This is a genomic window from Anaeromyxobacter sp. Fw109-5 (assembly GCF_000017505.1).
Taxonomy (GTDB): Bacteria; Myxococcota; Myxococcia; order Myxococcales; family Anaeromyxobacteraceae; genus Anaeromyxobacter.
This window is the reverse complement of sequence record NC_009675.1, coordinates 448,726-471,900: the sequence shown is the minus strand read 5'-3', so window position 1 is coordinate 471,900 and position 23,175 is coordinate 448,726. Positions and strand designations below refer to the sequence as shown.

At 75.9% G+C, this 23,175-nt stretch carries 21 protein-coding genes; 11 read left to right on the top strand and 10 right to left on the bottom strand.

The window, feature by feature from the left end; translation table 11 throughout:
- Positions 1-16 precede the first annotated feature (16 nt).
- Genes ANAE109_RS02105 through ANAE109_RS02095 form a run of 3 tightly spaced genes read left to right on the top strand, consistent with a single transcriptional unit; the run spans position 17 to position 3,280 of the window.
- Entirely contained in the window at positions 17-1,102 is a 1,086-nt protein-coding gene (locus ANAE109_RS02105; protein WP_143827884.1) for an OmpA family protein, read from the top strand.
- 47 nt (positions 1,103-1,149) lie between these two features.
- Entirely contained in the window at positions 1,150-2,121 is a 972-nt protein-coding gene (locus ANAE109_RS02100) for a GGDEF domain-containing protein (RefSeq protein ID WP_234945223.1), read from the top strand.
- A gap of 10 nt (positions 2,122-2,131) precedes the next feature.
- Positions 2,132-3,280 (top strand): class I SAM-dependent RNA methyltransferase, encoded by a 1,149-nt coding sequence (locus tag ANAE109_RS02095; RefSeq protein ID WP_011984733.1) that lies wholly within the window; start codon positions 2,132-2,134, stop codon positions 3,278-3,280.
- A gap of 214 nt (positions 3,281-3,494) precedes the next feature.
- Here the strand turns inward: ANAE109_RS02095 and ANAE109_RS02090 are convergent, their stop codons facing one another.
- Positions 3,495-4,670 carry an HNH endonuclease gene (locus tag ANAE109_RS02090; protein ID WP_011984732.1) on the bottom strand — a complete coding sequence of 392 codons (1,176 nt, stop codon included), beginning with the start codon at positions 4,668-4,670 and terminating at the stop codon, positions 3,495-3,497.
- A gap of 661 nt (positions 4,671-5,331) precedes the next feature.
- Between ANAE109_RS02090 and ANAE109_RS02085 the strand changes: the two genes are divergently transcribed.
- Positions 5,332-5,865, top strand: a complete 534-nt coding sequence (locus ANAE109_RS02085; RefSeq protein ID WP_085938826.1) for a hypothetical protein — start codon at positions 5,332-5,334, stop codon at positions 5,863-5,865.
- A gap of 43 nt (positions 5,866-5,908) precedes the next feature.
- On the opposite strand, the gene ANAE109_RS02080 is transcribed toward ANAE109_RS02085, so the two are convergent.
- The 3 genes from ANAE109_RS02080 to ANAE109_RS02070 form a co-directional block, all read right to left on the bottom strand.
- Entirely contained in the window at positions 5,909-7,039 is a 1,131-nt protein-coding gene (locus ANAE109_RS02080; protein WP_011984730.1) for a hypothetical protein, read from the bottom strand.
- Positions 7,040-7,054: 15 nt separating this feature from the next.
- The gene (locus ANAE109_RS02075) at positions 7,055-7,237 is read right to left on the bottom strand and encodes a hypothetical protein (RefSeq protein WP_011984729.1); all 183 of its coding nucleotides are present in this window, start codon (positions 7,235-7,237) and stop codon (positions 7,055-7,057) included.
- Positions 7,238-7,300: 63 nt separating this feature from the next.
- Positions 7,301-7,825 (bottom strand): DUF4442 domain-containing protein, encoded by a 525-nt coding sequence (locus ANAE109_RS02070; RefSeq protein WP_011984728.1) that lies wholly within the window; start codon positions 7,823-7,825, stop codon positions 7,301-7,303.
- Positions 7,826-7,915: 90 nt separating this feature from the next.
- On the opposite strand from ANAE109_RS02070, the gene ANAE109_RS26040 reads away from it, so the two are divergent.
- A complete protein-coding gene (locus tag ANAE109_RS26040; protein WP_011984727.1) occupies positions 7,916-12,343 on the top strand; it encodes a DEAD/DEAH box helicase in 4,428 nt (1,475 codons plus the stop codon).
- 45 nt (positions 12,344-12,388) lie between these two features.
- Here the strand turns inward: ANAE109_RS26040 and ANAE109_RS02060 are convergent, their stop codons facing one another.
- Positions 12,389-13,765, bottom strand: coding sequence for a POT family MFS transporter (locus ANAE109_RS02060; RefSeq protein WP_011984726.1), 1,377 nt, complete (start codon positions 13,763-13,765; stop codon positions 12,389-12,391).
- 24 nt (positions 13,766-13,789) lie between these two features.
- Positions 13,790-15,094, bottom strand: a complete 1,305-nt coding sequence (locus ANAE109_RS02055; RefSeq protein WP_011984725.1) for a POT family MFS transporter — start codon at positions 15,092-15,094, stop codon at positions 13,790-13,792.
- A 78-nt stretch (positions 15,095-15,172) separates the two neighbouring features.
- Between ANAE109_RS02055 and ANAE109_RS02050 the strand changes: the two genes are divergently transcribed.
- The gene (locus ANAE109_RS02050) at positions 15,173-15,487 is read left to right on the top strand and encodes a rhodanese-like domain-containing protein (protein ID WP_011984724.1); all 315 of its coding nucleotides are present in this window, start codon (positions 15,173-15,175) and stop codon (positions 15,485-15,487) included.
- Between the two features lie 45 nt (positions 15,488-15,532).
- Here ANAE109_RS02050 and ANAE109_RS02045 read toward each other — a convergent pair whose 3' ends face one another.
- Positions 15,533-15,901, bottom strand: coding sequence for a DUF423 domain-containing protein (locus ANAE109_RS02045; protein ID WP_011984723.1), 369 nt, complete (start codon positions 15,899-15,901; stop codon positions 15,533-15,535).
- Between the two features lie 87 nt (positions 15,902-15,988).
- On the opposite strand from ANAE109_RS02045, the gene ANAE109_RS02040 reads away from it, so the two are divergent.
- The 4 genes from ANAE109_RS02040 to ANAE109_RS02025 all read left to right on the top strand — a co-directional run bounded on the left by ANAE109_RS02040 (position 15,989) and on the right by ANAE109_RS02025 (position 20,532).
- Positions 15,989-16,327, top strand: a complete 339-nt coding sequence (locus tag ANAE109_RS02040; protein WP_011984722.1) for a 4a-hydroxytetrahydrobiopterin dehydratase — start codon at positions 15,989-15,991, stop codon at positions 16,325-16,327.
- Positions 16,328-16,412: 85 nt separating this feature from the next.
- A complete protein-coding gene (locus ANAE109_RS02035; protein WP_011984721.1) occupies positions 16,413-16,742 on the top strand; it encodes a hypothetical protein in 330 nt (109 codons plus the stop codon).
- 182 nt (positions 16,743-16,924) lie between these two features.
- Positions 16,925-18,127, top strand: a complete 1,203-nt coding sequence (locus ANAE109_RS02030) for a metallophosphoesterase (protein WP_041448743.1) — start codon at positions 16,925-16,927, stop codon at positions 18,125-18,127.
- 83 nt (positions 18,128-18,210) lie between these two features.
- A complete protein-coding gene (locus ANAE109_RS02025; protein WP_011984719.1) occupies positions 18,211-20,532 on the top strand; it encodes a carboxypeptidase-like regulatory domain-containing protein in 2,322 nt (773 codons plus the stop codon).
- Positions 20,533-20,566: 34 nt separating this feature from the next.
- On the opposite strand, the gene ANAE109_RS02020 is transcribed toward ANAE109_RS02025, so the two are convergent.
- Positions 20,567-21,379, bottom strand: a complete 813-nt coding sequence (locus ANAE109_RS02020) for a Sir2 family NAD-dependent protein deacetylase (protein WP_011984718.1) — start codon at positions 21,377-21,379, stop codon at positions 20,567-20,569.
- A 74-nt stretch (positions 21,380-21,453) separates the two neighbouring features.
- On the opposite strand from ANAE109_RS02020, the gene apaG reads away from it, so the two are divergent.
- Entirely contained in the window at positions 21,454-21,828 is a 375-nt protein-coding gene (gene apaG / locus ANAE109_RS02015) for a Co2+/Mg2+ efflux protein ApaG (protein WP_011984717.1), read from the top strand.
- A gap of 160 nt (positions 21,829-21,988) precedes the next feature.
- Here the strand turns inward: apaG and ANAE109_RS02010 are convergent, their stop codons facing one another.
- Together ANAE109_RS02010 and ANAE109_RS02005 are read right to left on the bottom strand one after the other, a co-directional pair.
- On the bottom strand, positions 21,989-22,444 hold the full coding sequence (locus tag ANAE109_RS02010; RefSeq protein WP_011984716.1) for a biopolymer transporter ExbD: 456 nt from the start codon (positions 22,442-22,444) through the stop codon (positions 21,989-21,991).
- 1 nt (position 22,445) lies between these two features.
- A complete protein-coding gene (locus ANAE109_RS02005) occupies positions 22,446-23,135 on the bottom strand; it encodes a MotA/TolQ/ExbB proton channel family protein (protein WP_011984715.1) in 690 nt (229 codons plus the stop codon).
- Between the last annotated feature and the right edge of the window lie 40 nt (positions 23,136-23,175).

Genomic DNA, 23,175 nt, shown 5'->3' with positions numbered 1-23,175 from the left:
TTACGATGGCGTGCGCATGCACCGCCACGCCCTCCCCTTCGCGCTGGCGATCGCGCTCGGCTGCGCGACCGCGCCCGTCGAGCCCCTCTCCACCCTCACCCCGAACGGCGCCATCCTGCGCGGAGCCGACCTCGCGCGGACGCGCTGCCTGCTGGTCGCGCCCTTCGAGAACGCCTCCGACGTCGCGCTGGCGGCAGAGGCGGCGACCTCCGCGTTCGTGTCCGGCGTCGACCCCTCGCGCGCCCGCGTGTTCCCGATCCCCGAGCTGCGCGAGGTGTTCCGCGACACGCCGCTCGAGCTCCCCGCCGGGATCGCGCCGAGCCTCGCGCTCGAGCTCGCGGAGCTCGTCGGCGCCGACGCGGCGGTCTACGGGACGGTGGAGGGCGGGGGGAAGGGCGAGGACGCCCCGCTGCTCGTCTCCGTCCGCGTCGCGGTGACCGGCGCCCACCGCCTGCTGTTCGCGCGCAACGCGGTGGTCCGGGCCCAGCCCGGCGAGGCGCCCGAGGACGCGGTGCGGCGCACGGTCGACGAGCTCGCCCGCCCGCTGCTCGCCCGCATCGGAGACCCGGGACGCAAGCAGTGCTTCGATCCGGAGCGCACCCGCGCGCTCCGGCGCTTCGCCCTCGCCGAGCCGAGGCCAGACCGCCGCGCCGAGCCGCAGTCGGCGCCGGGCCCGGCCGTGGCGCCCGTGGCGGCCACGAGCGCGCCCGCGGCGGCCGCGCCGCGCACGCCGCGCCAGACGGAGTGGGCCCGCAAGCTCGCGGCGGGCGAGCGGCTCGTCGTCGACGACGTGGCGTTCGCGGGCCGGACCGCGGAGCTGCTCCGCGACGGCGGCCTGGCCGACCTCGCCATCGCGCTCGCCGCGGCGCCGGGCGTGACGGTGCGGATCGAGGCGTTCGTCGACGCGAGCGACGATCGCGCCGGCGACGGCAAGCTCTCGGAGGAGATGGCGCGCACCGCAGGAGAGCGGCTGCATCAGCTCGGCGTCGCGCGTGCCCGGCTCGCCTGGTCCGGGCGAGGCGGCGAGAGCCCGCTCCTCCCCAACTTCACGGCGCGCGGGCGCGCCGCGAACCGCCGCATCGAGGTGGCCCCGGGGCGGTGAGCGCCGCCTTGACATGGCGCCGCCGCGCCTCGATGGAACCGACACGCGTGCGTACCCCCTCCAGAGAGCGCCCGACCGAGGGCCTGGACGCCGCCGCTCCCCCGCGCGCCGAGCCGGACCCCGGGCGCGTGGCCGGGACGGTCGCGGGCTCCTCGGCGCTCGCGCGCGCCGCGTGGATCGGCGCCGCCTTCGGGATGACCCTCTGCGTGGGGGCCGCCGACTACCTGACCGGCACCGACGTCTCCCTCATCCTGCTGTACCTGGCCCCGATCGGCTTCTGCACCTGGTTCGTCACGCTGCGCGGCGCGATCGCGCTCTCGGCCGGCGGCGCCGTCGTGGCCACCGCCGCGGACACGCTCTTCCGGCTCGAGTCCGGCGGGCCGGCGCTGCCCGTCGCGGTCCTCGGCTGGAACGCCGTGATCCAGCTCGGCACGTCGCTCGCGCTCGTCCTCGTGTTGAACGCGCTGCGGGTCCGGCTCGAGGCGGAGGAGCTGCTCGCCCGCACGGACGCCCTCACCCGCATCGCCAACCGGCGCGCGTTCATCGAGGCCGCCAGCCTCGAGCTCGAGCGCGCCCGCCGCCACCGCCGCCCCCTCACCTTCGCCTACGTGGACGCCGACGACTTCAAGGACGTGAACGACCGGCTCGGCCACGCGGAAGGCGACGCCCTGCTCGCGGTGGTCGCGCGGACGCTCCGCGGGGCGACGCGCGCCGTCGACACGGTCGCGCGGCTCGGGGGCGACGAGTTCGGGCTCCTGCTGCCCGAGACCGACGAGCCGATGGCCGAGGCGCTCCTCGGGCGCCTGCAGGCGACGCTGCAGGAGGTGATGGCGCGGCACGGGTGGGGCCTCCGCTTCAGCGTCGGCGCGGCGGTCTTCCGCACCCCGGCCGTGTCCGTGGACGAGATGATGGCGCGCGCCGACGAGCTCATGTACACGGCGAAGCGCGCGGCCAAGGGGTCGGTCAGGCTCGGCGTGTACGACGGCGGAGCGCGCGCCAGCGCGGCGCGTCCGAGGTAAAAGGACCGCGATGCGCTTCTTCGCGACGTGCGCCAAGGGCACCGAGGGTGCCCTCCGCCGAGAGCTGTCCGCGCTGCGCCTGCCCGCCGTGCGCGGCGATCGGGGCGGCGTCTCCTTCGAAGGCCCGCTCGAGGCGGGCATGCGGGCCTGCCTGCACGCGCGCACCGCCATGCGCGTGCTCCTCGAGCTGGCCCGGTTCCCCGCGCCCTCCCCCGAGGCGCTGTACGAGGGGGCGCGCGCGATCGCGTGGGACGAGTGGCTGACGGTGAGGACGACGCTCGCCGTCGAGGCCACCGTCACCTCGTCCGCCATCACGCACTCCGGCTACGCGGCGCTCAAGGTGAAGGACGCCGCCGTCGACGCGCTCCGTGACAAGCTCGGCGCGCGCCCCGACGTGGACCCGAAGGATCCCGACGTCCGGGTGGTGCTCCACCTCGCGCGCGACGAGGCGGCCCTCTCGCTCGACCTCGCCGGCGAGCCGCTCCACCGGCGCGGCTACCGCGGCGCGAGCACCGTGGCGCCGCTCAAGGAGACGCTCGCCGCCGCGATCCTGGCGCTCGGCGGCGTGGAGCCCGAGGCGCCGTTCGTGGACCCCATGGCGGGCTCCGGGACCCTCGCCATCGAGCACGTCCTGCGCGCGCGCCGGATCGCCCCCGGCCTCGGACGCGCCTTCGGGTTCCAGCGCTGGCCCATGTACCGCGGGGGTCCGCAGTCCGCGTGGGATCGCATGAAGGCCGAGGCGCGCGCGGCCATCCTCCCGGCCGCGCCCGCGCCGGTGCTCGCGCGCGACCTCCACACCAAGGCCCTCGAGGCCGCGCGCCGCAACGCCGCCGCCGCCGGCGTCGCCGCGGACGTGACCATCGAGCGCGCCGACGCGCGGGAGCTCCAGCCCATCGCGGCGAGCGGGTTCCTCGTCACGAACCCGCCGTACGGCGAGCGGCTCATGTCGGGCGAGGAGGATCCGGGCGTGCAGCAGAAGAAGCTCGCCGGCTTCTACCGGGGCCTCGCCGAGATGCTGGCCCGGCACTCGGGGTGGACCGCCGTCATCCTCTCGGGGAACCCGCTGCTCGAGCGGGCCATCAGGATGCGGCCGGAGGTCGATCACCGGCTGTGGAACGGGCCGCTGGAGACGCACCTGCTCAAGTACCGGATCCCCTGACCCCGACCCCGACCCCGACCTTGTCATTCGTCACATCGGCTCGCGCTGGACTCGGGACGAGGTGCCGACCGCGCGAGCGTGGTGGGCACGCGCGACGGAGCAGTACGAGCGAGGGAAAGGCGGGCTACGAGGAGGCCCGCGGGGCGGAGTCGCCGCGGATCGGCGTCGCCGGAAGACGCTGCGGTCGGCTTTGCTCCCGTTCCGTAGGCCCGGGTCACGGTCCCCACAGGGCCTGCTGCGGCGCTGGTGGCGCCCCGCTGGCATCTGGCGTCACCCCGGCGACGCCCATGCGACGGAAGCGGTCCATGTGCTCGCGCCCGTAGGTCTGTTCGGCGTGCAACAGGTTGTGCGACTTGCAGGCGACTCGGAGGTTCTCGACCGTCGAGGGTCCGCCCAGGGCCTGCGGGTGGATGTGGTCGAGCTCCAGCTGCCCGCGGCTGTTGCAGCGCCGCCCGTCCGGAGCGACCCAGGCGCAGCGTCCGCCGTCGCGCTTCCAGACCTCGCGCCGCACTATCGCCGGGATCGTGCTCGTGGGCGCGGCGGACTCGGCGGAGGGACGTGGCTCCCGGTCGGTCCCCCGCTGCCGCTGCGGCGCGACCGCGCCCTTGCGCCTGCCGTGCTTCTCGATGGCGCAGCGGATGGCCTCCCGGAGCACCGCCGCGAGATCGCCGTCCGGGAACTCGTGCGAGAGCAGCGCGGTGAGCGTCTCGAGGTCCTCCTTGCAGGCCCGGTCGATGGTGACCCGCAGCGACCAGCCGCTCTCGCTCACCGCACGGGTGACCGCCCGCGTCCTCTGGCGAGACGGGTCGGACGGCGCGGGCATCGTGGCGGGGGACACCCCGGCAGCAGCGGCCGACGACGGCGGCGCGAGCGGCGACTCCTGCGGCTCGGCACGTGCAGGTTCGGCTGCCGCCAGCGGCAGCGCCGGGGCGCTCGCGGCTGAGGCGCGGTCGGGCAGCTTGCGCACGCCCGCCCGCGGAGCGGTGCGCGCCTGGAGCGAGGCGACGAGGTGATCCACCTCCGCCTTGGTGCGGTACGCGGCCCGGGCGACGAGGTCGGGCAGGTTCTCCTCGGTCAGCACCTGGCCGAGCAGCTGGACGGTGGAGATGCAAAGGCGGCCATCCCGAAGCGCGCCCTCGAGGCTGGGGAACCGGCGCAGCACCCGCATCGCCTGGATGCGTCGCCCGGCCGCGCCCTCGCGCAGGTGGAGCACCTCCAGGCAATACGCCCAGAGCGAGGGGTACCCGGCGTCCACGTACGCGCGGCGGCGATCGAACACCTCGAGGTGGAGGAGGAACTCGACCTGGACGTCGCGCTCCTCGCCGGCGAGCTCGCTCAGGCGCTGGGCGAGCAGGGTCGAGTCGAGGGCGGAAGGGGCGATCGCAGGCATGGTGCACCTCCTTGTGCGCCGTTCGTAACACGCGATTTCCGCACCTCCTGAGACGCGCCAGGATCGCGCCTGCGCCGCTTTCCGGGCCCGCCCCTTCGCCGTCCACGCGGCGCGCCGGACGCGCACGGCGCGCCCTGCCTACGCTCGCGAGGAGCGTGTTCCCGACGCGCCGAAGACGTGTGAGCGCGTTTCGTCTCGAACCTCGTCAAGAGGGCAACGTTCACCCACCGCAACTGGGACTCGCGTGGCTCGCAAGAGCTGTCGCTGGAGATAGCGGGGACTATTAGTGAACGCCGGCATGGGCGGAGACGTGCGCGCAACTTCCTCGGACCTGCTCTGCCCGCTCGTCCAGTCCTCGCGCCGACGGCGACGAAGACCCGCCGCGTGCCATGCCCGAGGCGCGCCGGGAACCGGGCGCTTCTCCCCTCGATGCCCGAGCCCTCTGCGTCGAGCGGCGGCACACAACCCCGCGCGCGCGTGCTGTCGCCGTGGGATGTGACGAATGAAGAGACCGCGACCCCGACCCCGACCCCGACCGCGACCCCGACCTCGACCGCGACCCCGACCCCGACCCCGACCTCGACCTCGACTGAGCAACCCCGGCCGAACGCCCCCGGACTCCCGTTGCTCCATCCCCCGCCCTCGCCTACGGTCTCCCGCGGTGCGTGCGCTCGTCCCCCTCCTCCTCGCGGCGCTCGCGGCGCCCGCGCCCGCTGCGCCCGCGGCGCCCGCCGAGAAGCCGACGCCCCCCTCCGTCGAGGCGCGCCGCGATCGGATCGCGCGCGAGCTCATCCAGCTCGCAGGGGAGCTGCAGCGCGCCATCGAGGCGGAGGACGTGGCGACGATCGTCGCACGCGTGCCGGCCGGAGGGCTGCGCTGCGGGCCCCGGGTGGTGCCGCGCGAGCGCGTCGAGCGCGAGCTGCGCTCCGAGACGAGCTGGCTACACGGGGTGCTCTTCGGCGGCCCCGGCCACGTGCCCTCACCGGGCGTCGCCCGCTCGCTGCGCGCGCTCTTCCGCGAGGCGAGCGAGGTGGCGGTGCTGGTGGCCTTCCGCAGGGACCCCGCCGCCGGCGCGGTGGGGCTGCCCTGCGTCGACTACCGCGCGCCCGGCCTCGGCACGCCGGGGGCCCCCCTCTGCTTCGAGCGGCGCGACGGGCGCTGGTGGTTCACCGAGAGCCTCTATCCTTGCCGCTGACCGCGTGACACCGGCGGGTGACCGCGAGGGGGCGTGCCGTCGGTCAGGACGCGCGGAGCTCGCCGAGCAGCTTCTTCGCCTTGCGCAGGTAGCCGCGCGGCCGGGCCGCCTCCGGCAACGCCTCCCCCTCCTGGACGGCGCGCTCGAGCGTCGCGCGCGCTCCCGCGCCGTCGCCGGCCTTCGCCTGCGCCTCGGCGCGGAGCACGAGCACACGGATCCGCCGCGGCCCCTCGGCGAGCGCGAGCGCGCGGTCGGCGGCGGCGAGCGCCTCCGCGGGGCGGTCGAGGGCGAGGTAGAGGACGCCGAGGTTCGTCGGGGGAACGTACTCGTGCGGCAGATCGCGCTCGGACGCGAGGAGCGCGGGCAGCGCCCGCGCGGGCTCGCCGCTGCGAAGGGCCGCCTGCAGCCGCTGCCCGTCGAACGCGGACCGCGCGAGCGGCGTCTTCGCCCGCGCCGCCTCCCGCTCGAGGAAGGCGAGCCAGCGCCGGGCGAGCGCCTTCGCGCCGGCGTCGTCGCCCGCCTCGGACCGCGCCGAGGACAGCACGTCGTAGAGCCAGGAGCGATCGTCGGCGAGCACCCGGCGGTCGTCGAGCAGGCCTCGCGCGCGCGGCTCGAGCGCCGCGACCGCGGACCGGCGCGCCGCGACCTCCTCCTGCTCGAGGGCGCAGGAGATCCCCTGCGCCGCGACCCGCGCCGCGCTCGCCCCGCCGAGCGAGGGGAGGAGCTTCTGCGCCGTGGCGGCGCACTCCGTCGCCGCGCCCGCCAGCCCGAGCGACTGGACCGCCGCCTCCGACGCGCGCTCGCGCGCCGCGAAGCGCGGGCCGCCGGCCGCGAGGGCCTCCTGGAACGCCGCCGCGGCCTCGGCGTGGCGGCGCTCTCCGAGGAGCCGGTCGGCGCGCGCGAGCGCCTCCTCCGCGCGCGACGCCTTCCCCGCGCGCAGGGCGCGCTCACCGTCGAGGGCGAGCCGCTCGATCTGCTCGGCGGTCGCGGTGCCCGCCCAGCGAACGAGCACCCGCTCGTCCTCCGGGTTCACGATCAGGATGCTGGGCCAGGCGTCGATCGGGAACCGCTCCACGAACGCCGCGTTCCTCGGCTTCTCGGTGTCGATGTCGAGCCAGACGAACCGTCCGGCGAGCTTCCGGAGCCTCTCGTCCGGGAGGACGTAGGCCCGCATGAAGCGGCAGGTGGGTCACCAGGGGGCCCAGACGTCCACCACGAGCGGCACGCCGCGCGCGCGCGCGTCGGCGCGGGCGCGATCGTAGTCGTCCTCGATGAACTGGCCGGGCGGGCTCCTGGGCGCCGCGGCCACGGCGGTCGGCCCGGCGAGGGCGAGCGCGGCGGCGAGGGCGGCGGCTTGGGCGAGCGGTCGCATGCGCGGGGAGGATAGCGTCCGGAGCCTCCGCGCGCGACACCGGATGCGCGGCAGAGCCCGGCGTCAGGCGCCCGCGGCGTTCCCGCGAGACGGCGGCGTCGCGACGACCCGCATCGGCGCGCCGGTGGCGCGCTTGAGGGAGAGCGCGAGCGTGAACCGCGCGACCGCCTCGTCTCCGTACTTCTCCGGCACGAACGCGGCGATCTCCACGGGCAGCGTCACGCGCTCGCCGCGCTCGTGCGTCTCGCGCACCGCCGCGGCGACGCGCGCACCGTCGGTGCAACGGAAGAGCACGTCGCCGTCGGCGCGCTTCAGGAACTCGCCGCGGACGTCGGCGAACACGAGGTTCACGCCCCGGTACGGGCCGAAGGTGGTGAGCCGCGCGGCGTGGAGGCCGCCCGCGAGGTCGGCGCCGACGCAGAGCGCGCCGAAGTACATGGAGCCGAGGTGGTTCCGCGTGCGCCAGCCGAGGGGGATCTCGATCTCGCAGACCTCGTCGTCGAGCCGCTTCACCCTCGGGGCCACGAAGAGCAGGACCGGGATCCTGAGGGACAGCAGGCGGACGAGCGCGGTTTCCTTGAGCAGCATGAGCCTCTCCGGCGGGCGATCCGACGCGGGAATCATAGGGCCCCACGGAGATGCGAGCGCCGCCCGGGCGGGGCGCTTAAGGAGACGCGCGTGCTCGACGCCTTCCACCCGGTCGTCCGCGACTGGTTCGTGCGGCGCTTCGGCGACGCGACCGAGCCGCAGACGCCCGCCTGGCGCGAGATCGGCGCTCGCCGCGACGTGCTCGTGTCGGCGCCCACCGGCTCGGGCAAGACGCTCGCGGCGTTCCTCCACGCCATCGACGCGCTCCTGAAGGAAGGGCTCGCGGGCGAGCTCGGCGACCGGACGCGCGTGGTGTACGTCTCGCCCCTGCGGGCGCTCGGCAACGACATCTCGAAGAACCTCCAGGCGCCGCTCGCCGAGATCCGCGCCGCGGCCCACGCGGCCGGGCTCGCGCTCCCGGAGCTCAGGGTCGCGGTCCGCACCGGCGACACGCCCGCCGCCGCCCGTCGCAAGCTCCTCCTCCGCCCGCCGCACATCCTCGTCACGACCCCCGAGTCGCTCTACCTGCTGCTCACCTGCGACAGCGGGCGGGCCTCCCTCGGCGACGTCGAGACGGTGATCGTGGACGAGATCCACGCGCTCGCCGGCGACAAGCGCGGAGCGCACCTCGCCCTCTCGCTGGAGCGGCTCGAGGCGCTCGCGCGGCGGCGACCCCAGCGCATCGGCCTCTCCGCCACGGTCGACCCGGTGGCGGAGATGGCGCGCTTCCTCGTCGGCGCCGAGCGGGTGGACCGCCGCGGGAACGCCCGCTGCGCGATCGTGGAGGTCGGGCGGCGGCGCCGCTTCGACGTCGCGATCGAGGTCCCGCGCGACGAGCTCTCGTCGGTCGCCTCTAAGGAGCTGTGGGCGGAGAGCTACGACCGCGTGGCCGAGCTCATCCGGGCGCACCGCTCGACGCTCGTCTTCGTGGGCACGCGCCGGCTCGCGGAGCGGGCGGCGCACGCGCTGGCGGAACGGCTCGGCGACGGCGCCGTGGCGGCGCACCACGGCAGCCTCTCCCGCGAGCGCCGGCTGGCCACCGAGGAGCGGCTGAAGGCCGGCGCGCTGCGGGCGGTGGTGGCGACCGCCTCGCTCGAGCTGGGCATCGACGTGGGCGAGGTGGACGTGGTGGTACAGCTCGGCTCCCCGGGGGCGATCTCCACCGGCGTCCAGCGCATCGGCCGCGCCGCCCACGTGCGCGGCGGCACGCCGAAGGGACGGCTCTTCCCGATGAGCCGCGACGAGCTCGTGGAGTGCGCGGCCTTCGTGCGCGGGCTGCGGCGCGCGCGGCTCGAGCCGGTGGCCCCGCGCGACGCGCCGCTCGACGTGCTCGCGCAGCAGCTCGTGGCCGAGGCGACCTGCGGGTCGATCCACGAGGACCGGCTCTACGCGCTCGCGCGGCGGGCCTGGCCGTACCGGGCCCTCCCGCGCGCGGACTTCGATGCGGTGGTGGAGATGCTCGCCGAGGGCATCGCCACCACGCCCGGCCGCACCACCGCGCTCCTCCACCGCGACGGCGTGAACGGGCGCGTGAAGGCGCGGCGCGGCGCGCGCATCGCCGCGCTCACCGGCGGCGGCACCATCCCCGACACCGCCCAGTACGCGGTGGTGGCCGAGCCGGAGGGCGTCACCATCGGCCAGGTGGACGAGGACTTCGCGGTGGAGAGCCTCGCCGGCGACGTCTTCCTGCTCGGCACGACCTCCTGGATGATCCGGCGCGTCGAGGCCGGGATCGTGCGCGTCGAGGACGCGCACGGCGCGCCGCCGGGCGTCCCGTTCTGGAACGCGGAGGCGCCCGGGCGCAGCGCGGCGCTCTCGGCCGAGGTGTCGGCGCTGCGCGCGGAGCTCGAGCCGCGGCTCGCGGACCCGCCGGCGGCGATCGCCTGGCTCGTGGCGGAGGCGGCGCTGCCCGAGGCGGGCGCGCGGCAGGTGGTGGACTACCTCGCGGCCGGCCGCGCCGCGCTCGGCGCGCTGCCGACGCAGGACACCCTCGTCGCCGAGCGCTTCTTCGACGAGGCGGGCGGGATGCAGCTCGTCCTGCACGCGCCCTTCGGCGCGCGCACGAACCGCGCCTTCGGGCTGGCGCTCCGCAAGCGCTTCTGCCGCACGTTCGACTTCGAGCTGCAGGCCGCGGCGACGGACGACGGCGTGCTCCTCTCGCTCGGGCCGCAGCACGCCTTCCCGCTCGAGACCATCTTCTCCTACGTCACGCCCGCGACGCTCGACGAGGTGCTCGAGCAGGCGGTGCTGCAGGCGCCGATGTTCGGCGTGCGCTGGCGCTGGAACGCCACCCGCGCGCTCGCCATCCCGCGCCTGTTCCGGGGCAAGCGCATGCCTCCGCCCATCGCGCGGATGCGCGCGGAGGATCTCCTCGCCGCGGTGTTCCCTGCGCAGGTCGCCTGCCAGGACAACGCGCCCGGCGGACCGCTCGAGGTGCCGGATCACCCGCTCGTGCGCGAGACGCTCCGCGACTGCCTCACCGAGGCGATGGACGCGGCCGGGCTCCGCGCGCTGCTGGAGCGCATCGCGGCGGGCGAGGTGCGGCTCCTCGCGGTGGACACGCCCGAGCCGTCGCCGCTCTCGCACGAGCTCCTCAACGCGCGGCCCTGGGCGTACCTCGACGACGCGCCGCTGGAGGAGCGCCGCGCGCGGGCCGTCGCGGTGCGCCGGGCCCTGCCCGCCGCCGAGGCGAGCGGCATCGGCGCCCTGGACCCCGCCGCCATCGCCGAGGTGGCCGAGCAGGTGTGGCCCGCCCCGCGGGACGCGGACGAGGTGCACGACGCGCTCCTGGATCTCGGGGTCCTGCCGCTGACGGCCGCGGCCGGGTGGGAGGGCTGGCTCGGCGAGCTCGAGGTGGCAGGGCGGGCGGCCAGAATGACGGTCGGTGAAGCCCGCTGGTGGGTGGCCGCGGAGCGGGTGGGGACGGCGAGGGGGGCGGCGGTGGAGCTGGGCGGCGCGACCCCGACCCCGACCCCCGCCGGATCTCCTGAGGCCGGCCACCCTGAGCGTAGCGACGCGGCGACAGCCGCGGCGCGAAGTCGAAGGGCCCCGACCCCGACCCCGACCCCATCCACACCCGCCCTCGCCGGGCGCATCGAAGGTTCCGCTCGTCCTGAGCCTGTCGAAGCACGAGCGGGAGCGGCCGGAGCGATCTTCGCTCCTCCCCTCTCCCCGCTTCCCTCCGAGCGCATTCCTGACGATGCGGTGCTGGCCGTCGTCCGCGGCTGGGTCACCCACCTCGGCCCCACCACCGCGAGGGACCTCGCCGGACGCATCGGGCTCCCCGAGAGCGCCGCGGCGTCCGCGCTGCTTCGCCTCGAGGCCGAGGGGCTCGTCCTCCGCGGCACCTTCCTCCCCGACGCGCCGTGGTCCGCCGAAGCGCCGCACTGGTGCGAGCGCAGCGTGCTCGCGCGCATCCACCGGCTCACCCTCGGCCGCCTGCGCCGCGAGATCGAGCCGGTGAGCACCGCCGTGTTCCTGCGTTTCCTCGCGCGCTGGCAGCACGTCGCGCCGGGGACGCGCCTCCACGGCGCGCACGGCCTCGCCGAGGTGCTGGGCCAGCTGCAGGGCTTCCACGCCGCCGCCGGCGCGTGGGAGCGGGACCTCCTGCCCGCGCGCGTCGGCGGGTACGAGCCGGCCCTGCTCGACGCGGCTTGCCTGTCCGGCGAGGTGGCCTGGGGACGGCTGCACGTGGCGCCGCCGCAGGACGGCTCCCCGCGCCGCAAGGGCGCCCCGACCCGCTCCGCCCCGGTGACGCTGGCGCTGCGCGAGGACCTCCCCTGGCTCCTCGAGGCCATCGCGCCCGAGCCGCCGCCGCTCGGCGAGATCGCGACCGCGCTCGTCGAGGTGCTCGCGCGACGCGGCGCCTCGTTCCTCGCCGAGCTCGCACCCGCGGTGGGCGCGCCGCCGGGAGAGACGGAGGAGGCGCTCTGGGAGCTCGTCTCGGCCGGCCTCGTGACCTGCGACGGCTTCGCCGGGCTGCGCGCGCTCATCGCGCCCCCGCCGCGCGGGCGCGTCATCCGGCCGGGGAGCGCGGGGGGACGGTGGGCGCTGCTGAGGGCGCCGGGCGCGATCGAGCGAGCGGCGTCGGGCGAGAGCGCGACGTCGAGCGTCTCCCAACCCACCCTCGACCACCTCGCCCACCAGTATCTGCGCCGCTACGGCGTCGTGTTCCGCGACCTGCTCGCCCGCGAGCCCCGCCCGCCTCCCTGGCGCGACCTCGTCCGCGTCTACCGCTCGCTCGAGGCGCGCGGCGAGCTCCGCGGCGGCCGCTTCGTGGTGGGGTTCTCGGGCGAGCAGTTCGCGCTGCCGGAGGCGGTCGACGCGCTCCGCGCCGCGCGGCGCGCCGGGGACGGCCACGCCGAGCGGCTCGACCTCTCCGCGTCCGACCCGCTGAACCTCGCCGGCATCCTCACCCCCGGGCCACGGATCCCCGCCGTGCCGGGGAGCCGGCTCGTCCTCGAGGGCGGCGTGCCCGCCGCCACGCCCGCGCCGGGGACGCAGGTCGGGACGGGTTGACCACGCCCGCGGACGCGGCGGCGGATCGAGCGGGCTCGCGCTCCGTCACCCCTCCGCCACCACCCCCGCCTCGACGGCCGCCGGCACCGGCCGGTACCGCCGCGCCACCTCGCGGAACGCGAACGCGGCGGCGAGCATGAGGCCGGCGAAGAGCCAGAAGTAGGCGGCGCCCTCGAGCGAGACCACCCGCGTCAGCACGGCGGTGAGCAGGTTCCCGAGCGCGATCGTCAGGAACCAGAGCGACATGATCGTGCTCCGCATGGTCTTCGGCGCCTGGGTGTAGCTGAACTCGAGGCCGGTCACCGAGACGAGCACCTCCCCCACCGTGAGCAGCACGTACTGGGGGAGCTGCCAGAGCGCGCTCGGCGGGGCGCCGCCGCGATCGACGAACGTCTGCACGATCGCCGCCGCGCCGAAGGAGAGCGCGGTGAGGAACATCCCCGCCGTCATCTTCCGGAGCGGCGAGAGCTCGACGCCGCGCCGCTCGAGGAACGGGAACACACCCCAGGTGAAGAGCGGGATGAGCGTCATCACCAGGAACGGGTTCGCCGCCTGGAGCTGCGCCGGCGACATCTCCCAGCCGCGGACCACGAGGTCCATCTGGCTCGCCTGGATGACCCACGACGAGGCCTTCTGGTCGAACAGGGTCCAGAAGAGCGTCACCGCCGCGAACACGCCCATGATGCGGAAGACCGCCTTCGCGCCGGCGATCGCCTCCGGCGGGTGCTGGTCGCGCGCCACGTCGAGCCAGTGCTCGCCGGCGCGCCCGGTGCCGGCCCGGCGCACCGCGCGGCCGACCACGCGCAGGAAGCCGTGCGGGTTGGGACCGGAGGGCGGCGCCTGCACGTAGTGCTTCGTCCCCGCCCAGAACACCAGGAGCGAGAGCGCCATGAGGACGCCGGGGATCGCGAACGCGACGGACGGGCCGTGCCGCTTCAGGAGCCAGGGGATGAGCAGGTTGGCGGACGCCGAGCCGAGGTTGATGGACCAGTAGAACCAGCCGTAGACCCGCTGCATGAGCGTCTTCTGGGTGGGGCCGAACTGATCGCCCACGAACGCCGACACGCAGGGCTTGATGCCGCCCGCGCCGAGCGCGATGAGCGACAGGCCGGCGAGGAGGCCCGCGGGCGTCTCCCAGATGGCGAGCACCGCGTGCCCGCCGACGTAGCCGAGCGAGATCCACAGGATGGTGCGGTAGCGGCCCCAGAACCGGTCGGCGATCCACCCGCCGAGGAGCGGCGTGAGGTAGTTCGCCATCACGAAGTAGTGGAAGTACGCCTTCGCGTCCTGCTGGGCGAAGAGCAGGTACTGCATCATGTAGAGCGTCAGGATGGAGCGCATCCCGTAGAACGAGAAGCGCTCGCAGAGCTCGTTGCCGACGATGTACTTGACCTGGGGTGGATAGCGCTCGGTGCGGGCCATGTCGGAGCTCCGGCAAGAAGAGCGCTACGCGGCGGCGTCCACCGCGGCGCGCCGGGAGGACGCGGCCGGGTACCACCACGCGACGAGCGCGAAGACCACCGCTGCGGCGAGCATGAGCGCCGCGAAGAACGCGTAGTACGCGACGCCGTGGAAGCGGTTCGCCCAGGCGACCAGCGCGGTGAGGATCGAGCCGGAAGCGATGGTGAGGTACCACAGGCCCATCACCACGCTCTTCAGCCGCCTCGGCGCCTCGCCGTAGGCGAACTCGAGGGCGGTGACCGACACGAGCACCTCCCCCACGGCGAGGAAGAGGTACTGGGGGATCTGCCAGGCCACGTGGGGCGCCGCCGCGCCCGCGTCCAGCAGGCGCGCCTCGACGACCGCGGCCGAGACGAACGAGAGCACCATCACGAACATGCCCACCGACATCTTGCGCAGCGGCGTCACCCGCACCCCGCGCCGCTCGACGGCCGGGTAGACGAGCACGGCGAAGACCGGGATGAGCGTGAGGACGAGCGCGGCGTCGAGGGTCTGCACCTGCCCGGCGGCGATCTGGAACCCGAGCACCTCGCGCCGCATGCGGTCGGCCTGCAGCGTCCACGACGAGCCGTACTGGAAGAAGAGCGCCCAGAACGCGGCGACCGGGGCGAAGATGGCGAGGATGCGCAGGATCGCCCCGCGCGCGGGCGGCTCGGCCGCGTCCGCCGCGGCCGGCGGCGGCGCGCTGCGCGCGGGCGGCACGCGCACGTACCGGCCGCGGCCCACCCAGAAGACCGCCAGCGCGGCCGCCATGGCGATGCCCGGCACGCCGAAGGCGACGCGCGGGCTGACGCGGTCGAGGAGCAGCGGGATCACCAGCGTCCCGACCGTCGAGCCCAGGTTGATCATCCAGTAGTAGAGGTCGTAGAGGCGCGAGAGCAGCGCTTCCTTGCCGGCCGGGATCTGGTCGCCCGCGAACGCGGACGCGCACGGCTTGATGCCGCCCGCGCCGATGGCGATGAGGCCGAGCCCGACGGCGAGCCCGGTGCCGCTCTCCCAGATCGCGAGCGTCGCGTGGCCGGCGACGTAGCCGAACGAGAGCCACAGGATCGTACGGTAGCGGCCCCAGAACCAGTCGGCGAGCAGCGCCCCCACGAGCGGCATGAGGTACACCGCCGCGGTGAACACCTGGAAGCCCGCGATGGCGCGGTGCTCGGGGAGCCCGAGGTTCCTCGCCATGTACAGGGCGAGGATGGAGGTCATGCCGTAGTAGGAGAACCGCTCGGCGGCCTCGTTCCAGGCGAGGTACTTGATCGACGGCGGGAACCTGTCCCGGGCGGTCGCGCTCATGCGAGGCGTGACTCTGCCACGGGAGCCCCCGAGAGGCGAGGCTGCGCGGGCCCCGCCCGCGCGTTAGAGCCTGGCGCCATGACCCGACTCTCCCCGGCCGACGCGCACGCCCTGGTGTCGCAGGGCGGCCACGATCTCGTCGACGTGCGCGAGCCGCACGAGTGGGCCCGCGGCCACATCCCGGGCGCGCGCCACGTCCCCCTCCGCACGCTCGTCGCCTCGCCCCAGGCCCACCTCGGAGCGCGGCCCGTCGTGTTCGTCTGCGCCCACGGGGTGCGCAGCCTGACCGCCGCGGCGCTCGCCGAGCGGGCGGGAGCACCCGCGACCGCGAGCGTGGACGGCGGCACGGTCCGCTGGGCGCGCGAGGGGCTGCCGTTCGAGGGGTCGCCCTGACGAGGGCGCCCCGGCTTCTGGAGCGCGTGGCCAGGCCGCCGGTCGTCACCGGCGGAGCGTGGAGACCGCGAGCGCGAGCCACCCGGCGATGAACGCCACGCCGCCGAAGGGCGTCACCGCGCCGAGGCCGCGCACGCCGGTGAGGGCGAGCGCGTAGAGACTGCCGGAGAAGAGCACCGTCCCGGCGAGGAAGAGCCAGCCGGCCCACGCCGGCGCGGCGCCGCCGAAGCGCGCCGCGGCCCACGCGGCCGCGACGAGGCCCAGCGCGTGATACATCTCGTACCGCGCGCCGGTCTCGAAGACGGCGAGCAGGTCGGGCGAGAGTCGCGCCTTGAGCGCGTGCGCGCCGAACGCGCCCGCGGCCACCGAGACGGCGGCGGAGATCGCGCCGAGGGCGAAGAAGGTCCGTTCCATGGCGGGCGAGGATAGCCGACGCCGTTCAGGCGCGGGCGTCCCGCCCAAGCCTTGCGCGGACGCCCCGTCCGGCGCAGGTCTCCGCCCATGGACTTCTCCCAGAAGCGCTGCGTCCCGTGCGAGGGCGGCATCCCCAAGATGACGGCGGCCCAGGTCGAGGAGTCGCTCCGCTCCCTCGACGGGTGGGACGCCCGGCTGGACGCGACGCAGCTCCACAAGCACTACCGGTTCAAGGACTTCCCCCAGGCCATCGCGTTCGTGAACGCCATGGCCGCGCTCGCAGAGGACGAGGGGCACCACCCCGACTTCTGCGTCCACTACAGCGCGGTGGACGTGACGCTCTGGACGCACGCCATCGGCGGGCTGTCCGAGAACGACTTCATCCTCGCCGCCAAGCTGGACCGGCTCCCCGCCTCGCGTGCGTGAGCGCGGAGCAGGCTGGGCGCGCTGAATAGCGGCCGGGCCAGCGCCGTCTCTCCGGTGGAAGGGAAACACGACACCGGAGGCATCCATGACGTCGCTGTCGCTCAGGAAGCTCGCCCTCGCCGCCGCCCTCGCCGTCGCCGTTCCGTCCGCCGCGCTCGCGATGCCCTGCGAGTCGGAGCGCGTCCCCGCACCGCCGCGCCCCACGCCGGCCGGCTGGCACCACGAGTCGGCGCGCGAGCGCGAGCTGCGCGAGATCCGGCGCGAGCTCCGCGCCCTCGAGGACGAGCGAGCGGACTTCCACGCCCGCTACGCCGGCCGCCCCGGCAAGATCCGCAAGTTCGAGCGGTGGTACGCCTCGCGGCGCGCGGAGCTCGAGGCCCGCCGGGACGCGCTCCGCTACTACGCCTGGCGCTGATCCCTCGGCGCTCCCGCTCCCCTCCGCGGCCCGTGCGCTCGACTGCGCGCGGGCCGCGCCGTTCGAGGCTCGCGGGCCGGTGCCGGCCCCGCCCCGCAGCCCGTCGCGCGGGCACCTGCACGAGCTCCGAGCACGCGCGCTGGCGCGTGGCGAGCGCGCCGGCGCGGGGTTAAACCGTGCCGGTGAGCCGCGCCCTGTCCTTCTCGATCTTCCTCGTCGTCAGCCTCGCCGTCGTGGGCGGGATGCACACCTATCTGTGGATGCGCCTCGTGCGCGACCCGGCGCTCCCCGAGCCCTGGCACCGCATCGCGACCGTCGCCCTGATCGTGCTCGCCTTCGCCATGCCGCTCGGCATGATCGCGCTGCGGGCCGCGCCGCAGCCGCTCGCGCGCGTCGTGCCCGTGGTCGCCTTCGGCTGGCTCGGCCTCGCCTTCATGTGCTTCTGCGTGCTCGTCTCGGTGGACCTCGTCCGCGCCGCGGCGCGCGGGGGCGAGCTGCTCGCCGACTGGCTCCGCCGCCGTCCCGATCCGCCCGTCGACCCCGCCCGCCGCCTCCTCGTCGCCCGCGCGCTCGCCGGCGGCGCCGCGCTCGCGACCGGCGGGGCGGCCGCGCTCTCCTTCCGCAGCGCGACGGGGCCGGCGGAGGTCACCGACGTCCCCGTGCGCCTCGAGCGGCTCCCGCCCGCCCTCTCCGGCTTCACCATCGCCCAGATCACCGATCTCCACGTCGGTCCGACCATCGGCGAGCGCGACGTGCGGCGCGTCGTGGAGCAGACGAACGCCCTCCGCCCCGACGTGGTCGCCATCACGGGCGACCTCGTGGACGGCAGCGTCCGCGATCTCGGCCGCGCCGTCGGCGAGCTCGCGCGGCTGCGCGCCCGGCTGGGGGTGTTCTTCGTCACGGGGAACCACGAGTACTACTCGGGCGTCGAGGAGTGGCTGGAGGCGCTCGGCGCCATGGGCATCCGCGTGCTCCGCAACGAGCGCGTGCGCATCGGCGATCCGGCCGCCTCGATCGATCTCGCCGGCGTGGACGACTGGAGCGCCGCGCACCGGAACGGCGGGCACGAGAACGACCTCCGGCTCGCCCTCGAGGGGCGCGATCCCGATCGCGGGCTCGTGCTCCTGGCGCACCAACCGCGCGGGATCGAGGCGGCGGTGCAGGCCGGGGTGGAGCTCCAGCTCTCCGGCCACACGCACGGCGGGCAGATCGTCCCCTTCAACCTCCTCGTCGCGGCCGCCCAGCCGTACGTGAGAGGCCTCCACCGCCACGCGGAGCCCGGGCGCGCCGGTCAGATCTTCGTGTCGCGCGGCACCGGCTACTGGGGACCTCCCTTCCGGCTCGGCTCGCCGCCGGAGATCGCGCGCGTGGTGCTGACGAGCTGAGCGGCGCGGAGATCTTGGGGCCCGCAAGGGCCCTGCACCCGGGGGTGAGCGCGGACTAACCTCGGCCGCCGGGAGGCTCCCCGATGCGTACCCGCTCCGTCGCCGTCATCGCCGCCGTGTTCCTCGGCGCCGCGGCGCTGTCGCTCTTCGTCGTCCTCCAGCTGACGCGCGAGCGGCCCCGCGCCGTCCCGCCCGCGGCGCCGTCGGCCCCATCACCCTCGGTGACGCCGCCGCTGGAGCCCGCCGCGACCGAGGCGGACGGGCGCGTCGAGCTGCGCGCCACGGCGAACGACGCGCCGCTCGCCGGCGCGGAGGTGCGGCTGTACCTGCAGCTCCCGCCCCGGACCGGCGCGCTCGAGCCGGCGTGGCTTCGCGCCGCCGAGGCGCGCACCGACGCGGAGGGGATCGCGAGGCTGCCGGCGCGGCCGGGCACGTACCTCGCCGCGGTCCGGGCCGCCGGGCTCGCTCCCGCGCACGCGGAGGTGTTCTGCGCGCCGGGCGAGGAGCTCACGCACGCGGAGGTGGCGCTCGCGCAGCCGACCACCCTCGACGTGCGCGTCGTCGCCCGTCCGGACGGGAGGCCGGTGCAGGCGCGCATCGTGCTGCTCCCGTCGGTCGGCCGGGGGGCGCGGCTGGCGCCGCCGTCGGCGCCCGTGGAGGAGCGTCTCTCGGCGTCGGCGGACGGCGCCGGAGCGGCGCGAGTCGACGGGCTCGCCCCCGGGTCCTACGCCGTCGCCGCCGAGGCGCCGGACCTCCACCCCGTCCTCCTGCCGCGCGTGGAGGTCCCGCGGGCCGAGCCGCTCGCGATCTCGCTCGAGCCGCTGGGCCGCATCTCCGGCGTCGTCCGCGATCCCTCCGGCCGGCCCGCGGCGGGCGCGACCGTGCGCGGCGCCTCGCGCGACCACGCCGCGAGCGCGACCTCCGACGCGGAGGGTCGTTACACGCTCGCCGCGCCCGCGGGCGCCTACCGGCTCATCGCCGCCGCCGGGGAGGGCGCCGCCGGAGCGGGTCCGGTGACGGTGCAGGCCGGCGCGACGACGGAGGGGATCGCGCTCGCGCTCGGGCGCGCGGCCGCCCTGGAGGGCGTGGTCGTCGACGAGCGCTCGGGCCGGCCCGTGCCCGGCGCGGAGGTGGCGCTCGTCCTCCACGACACCGGCGCGCTCGCCGCGCGCGCCGTCGCGAGCGAGGAGGGACGGTACCGGCTCGCCCCGCTCGCGCCCGGCCAGTACGACCTGCGCGCGGCCGCGGCCGGGAGGAGCCCCGCCGTGCAGCGCGGCGTGACGCTCGCCGCCCGTCAGACCTTCCCGCTCGACGTCGCGCTCGCCGGCACCGGCACGATCGAGGGCGCGGTCGCCGACGCGCGCGGCGGGCCGCTCGCGGGCGCACGGGTCCGCGTCGAGGCCCGCGGGGACGGGCTCGCGGGCGCGCTCCCCCTGGAGGCGCGGAGCGACTTCGAGGGACGCTACCGCATCGAGGGCGTCGAGGTGGGGCGCGCCGAGCTCGTCGCGCGCCAGGACGGCGTGGCGCTCGGGGTCTCGCGGGCCGTGCGCGTCGCCCCCGGGTCCACGGCCCGCGCCGACTTCTCGCTCCCCGAGGCCGGGGTCCTGGCCGGGCGCGTGAGCCAGGCCGGAGGGACCGCGCCGGTGGGCACCGCGGTGGTCGCCGTCCCGCTGAAGGCCGGGGCCGGCACCCCGCAGCGCGCTCGTGCCGTGGCCGACGCGCGGGGGACCTACCGGCTCGCGCTCCCGGCCGGCGAGTACCGGGTCCACGCCGCGCCCGGCGACGCCGATCGCACCGACCTCCGTGTGGCGCCGGCGTTCGCGCGCGTCGAGGCGGGAGCGACCTCGCGGCTCGACCTCACCGCGGCCGCGCCCACCGCCGAGGAGGGGGTGGAGCTGGTGATCCTCGAGCCCGGCGGCGCGCCGTCGCCGGGCGCGGCGGTCACGCTGGCGCGGGCCGGAGACGACCGCATCGCGCTCGCGACGAGCGCGGGCGAGGACGGCCGCGTCGTGCTCGCGAAGGAGATGGGGCTCGCGGGTGCCTCGATCACGGTGAGGGCGCGCAGCGGCGGCCGGAGCGGCGCGTGGACGGGCGCGCTCCCGGCCTCCGGCCAGGTGGCGGTCCAGCTCGAGCGGGGCGGCGCCATCGCGGGCGCCGTGCGTGCGCGCGGGGCCGAGCCGAGGAGCGTCGTCGTCGAGGTGGCCTCCCGGCCGTCCGCCGACGGCTGGCGCGTCACGGACGTGCACCGGTTCCCGGGCGCGCGCTTCGAGCTGGCGGACGTCCCCACCGGTCCGCTGCGCCTCACCGTGCGCGCCGACGACGGCCGGCGCGGGGCCGCCGAGCTGAGCCTCGCCTCCGGCGAGACGCGCACGCTCGAGATCCCGCTCGAGCCGGACCGGCGGTGATCCCCCGGCTCTCGCCGCGCCGGGCGGGAGCGGGTCAGGCCCCCAGCGCGGCGACGATGGCGGGCAGCCGCTCGCAGGCGCTCCCGCGCGCGAAGAAGCCCCGCGAGGAGCGGGACGCGAGCTCGGCGAAGGGGTTCACCTCCGGGTTCACGTCCACGAGCGCGGCCTGCCGCTCGAACGCGAGCCGGCCGATCTGCATCGGCAGGTTGGTCGCGCCGCTCGTGCCGACCACGAGCAGGAGCTCCGCCTCGGCCGCCGCGCGCAGCGCGCTCTCCATCCGGTAGTTCACCTCGTCGTAGTACTCGTCGAACCAGAGCACGTGGGGCCGGAGCCAGCCGCCGCACGACGGACAGGCGAGGCGCGCGCGGTCGGCGTCGGTGAGCGGGTCGTCCTTCCCGCGCTGCGGGAAGAGCGGCAGGTCCAGGAGCCCCGTCCCGCACCCATCCGCGCAGCGCACGTACGCGGCGTCCCCGTGGATGCAGAGGACGCGCTCCGAGCCGGCGCGCCGGTGGAGCCCGTCGATGTTCTGGGTGACGAGCGTGAAGCGCTCGCCGAGGGCGCGCTCGAGCGCCACCAGCGCCGCGTGGCCGGCGTTCGGGCGCGCGTCCCGGCACACGCCGAAGCGGTGCAGGTACCAGCGCCAGACCTCCTCGGGCGCGCGCGCGAACATCTCGTGGGTGGCCATCTCCTGCGGCATGTAGTTCCGGGAGCCGACCACCCAGAACCCCTCGCGCCCGCGGAAGGTCGGGATCCCGCTCTCGGCGGAGACCCCCGCGCCGGTGAGAGCGACCACCCGCCCCTGCGCGCGCCGCACGTCGTCGAGGAGCTGCTGGAGCTTCGGTTCCATGCGCGTCTTCTCCCCTGCGCCTCGCTCACCGACCGTGCTGGCGCGCCCGGGTCGGGCCGTTATAACGTCCTCGCGTGTCGACCGCCGTCACCCAGGGCATCCGCGTCGAGGTGCGCAGCGCCTACCGTCCGGACCGTTCCGAGGCCGGCCGCTGGCTCTTCACCTATACCGTCCGCATCGCCAACCAGGGGGAGACGCCGGCGCTGCTCGCGGCGCGCCACTGGATCATCACCGACGCGAACGGCGAGCGCGAGGAGGTGGTCGGCGAGGGCGTCATCGGCCAGCAGCCGCAGCTCTCCCCCGGCGACGAGTTCGAGTACACGAGCTTCTGCGTCCTGGAGACGCCGCACGGCTCGATGCAGGGCAGCTACCGCATGGAGCGGCCCGACGGCTCGTCCTTCCACGCGCGGATCGCGCCGTTCCCGCTGGTGGCGGGGACGCTGAACTGATGGCCGTGCCCGCTTGCGTCGAACCGGCTCGCTCGCGGTTCGACGGGCTCACCGCGAGCGGCATTCCGTGATCCGCTCGCCCTGAGCCCATCGAAGGGCGAGCGGGAAAGGCTCGACCCGAGTGATCACGGCCATGAATCATGAGGGCTCGCGCCGGCGGTCACTGCTCCGCCCGCGTCGCGATCGCGAGCCGGCTCAGCCCAGCCGCGCGCGCGAGCTCCATCACCTGGACGACGCGCCCGTGCGGCACGCCCTCGTCCGCCTGGAACAGCACCACCGTCTCGGGGCTCCGCTCGCGCGCCTCGGTGAAGGCGCGCCGCAGCTCTGCGTCGTCCTGCACCTTCCCGCCCACGACGGCCCGGCCGTCGGCCAGCACCGCGACGGTGACGTCGCGCGCCACCGCCGACGTCTCGCCCTTGCCGCCCTTCGGAAGGTTCACCTTGAACCCGCCCTCGTCGCGGCCCGCCTCGGCGATGGCGGTGGTCGTCACCATGAAGATGATGAGCAGCACGAGGAAGATGTCGGTGAGCGGCGTGATGTTGATGTCGGCGAAGATCCCGCCCGGCATCTCCAGGTCGTCGCCGCCGTCGCCGCCGTTCGGCCCGCCGATCGCCATCTCAGGCCTCCCGCGCCGGACGCGGCTCGGGCGCGGGGCGCGCGGCCGCCGCGGGCAGCACCTCGTGGAGCGTCTCCAGGAACTCCTCGACCATGAGCTTCAGCTGGAGGGCGAGCTTCTGCACGTGCACGTTGAAGAAGTTGTAGATGACGACGGCCTCGATCGCGACGGCGATGCCGCCCGCCGTGGCGACGAGCGCCTCGGAGATGCCCGAGGCGACCACCGTGAAGCCGCCCTGTCCGGTCGCCGCCATGTGCCGGAACGCCTGCATGATGCCGACGACCGTGCCGAAGAGGCCGATGAACGGGGCGATCGCGCCCACCGTGCCGAGGACCCAGACGTTGCGCCGCAGGCGCAGGTTCATCTGCTGACGCTCGCGCTCGACGGCGGCGTCGATCTTCTCGGGATCGGGGAGGCCGCCCCGCGCGGCGCGCCGGCCGGCGGCGGCCAGCCCTGCGAGGAACACGTCGGCTGCGGGCGAAGGCGAGCGCTCGCACTCGGCCCGGGCCTCCTCGAGGTCGCCGCGCAGGAGCGCGCGCACCACCGCGTCGGCCACCGTGCGGGCGCGCGCCGCGAACCCCCACAGGGCGATCGCGCGCTCGATCGCCACGGCGAGGGCGAGGACCGAGCAGGCGCCGATGATCCACATCGACCAGCTGGTCTTCAGGATTCCGAGGAAGCTCGTGTCCAAGGGGAGGGCTCTCCGGTGCGAGGAGACGGGAGTGTAATCG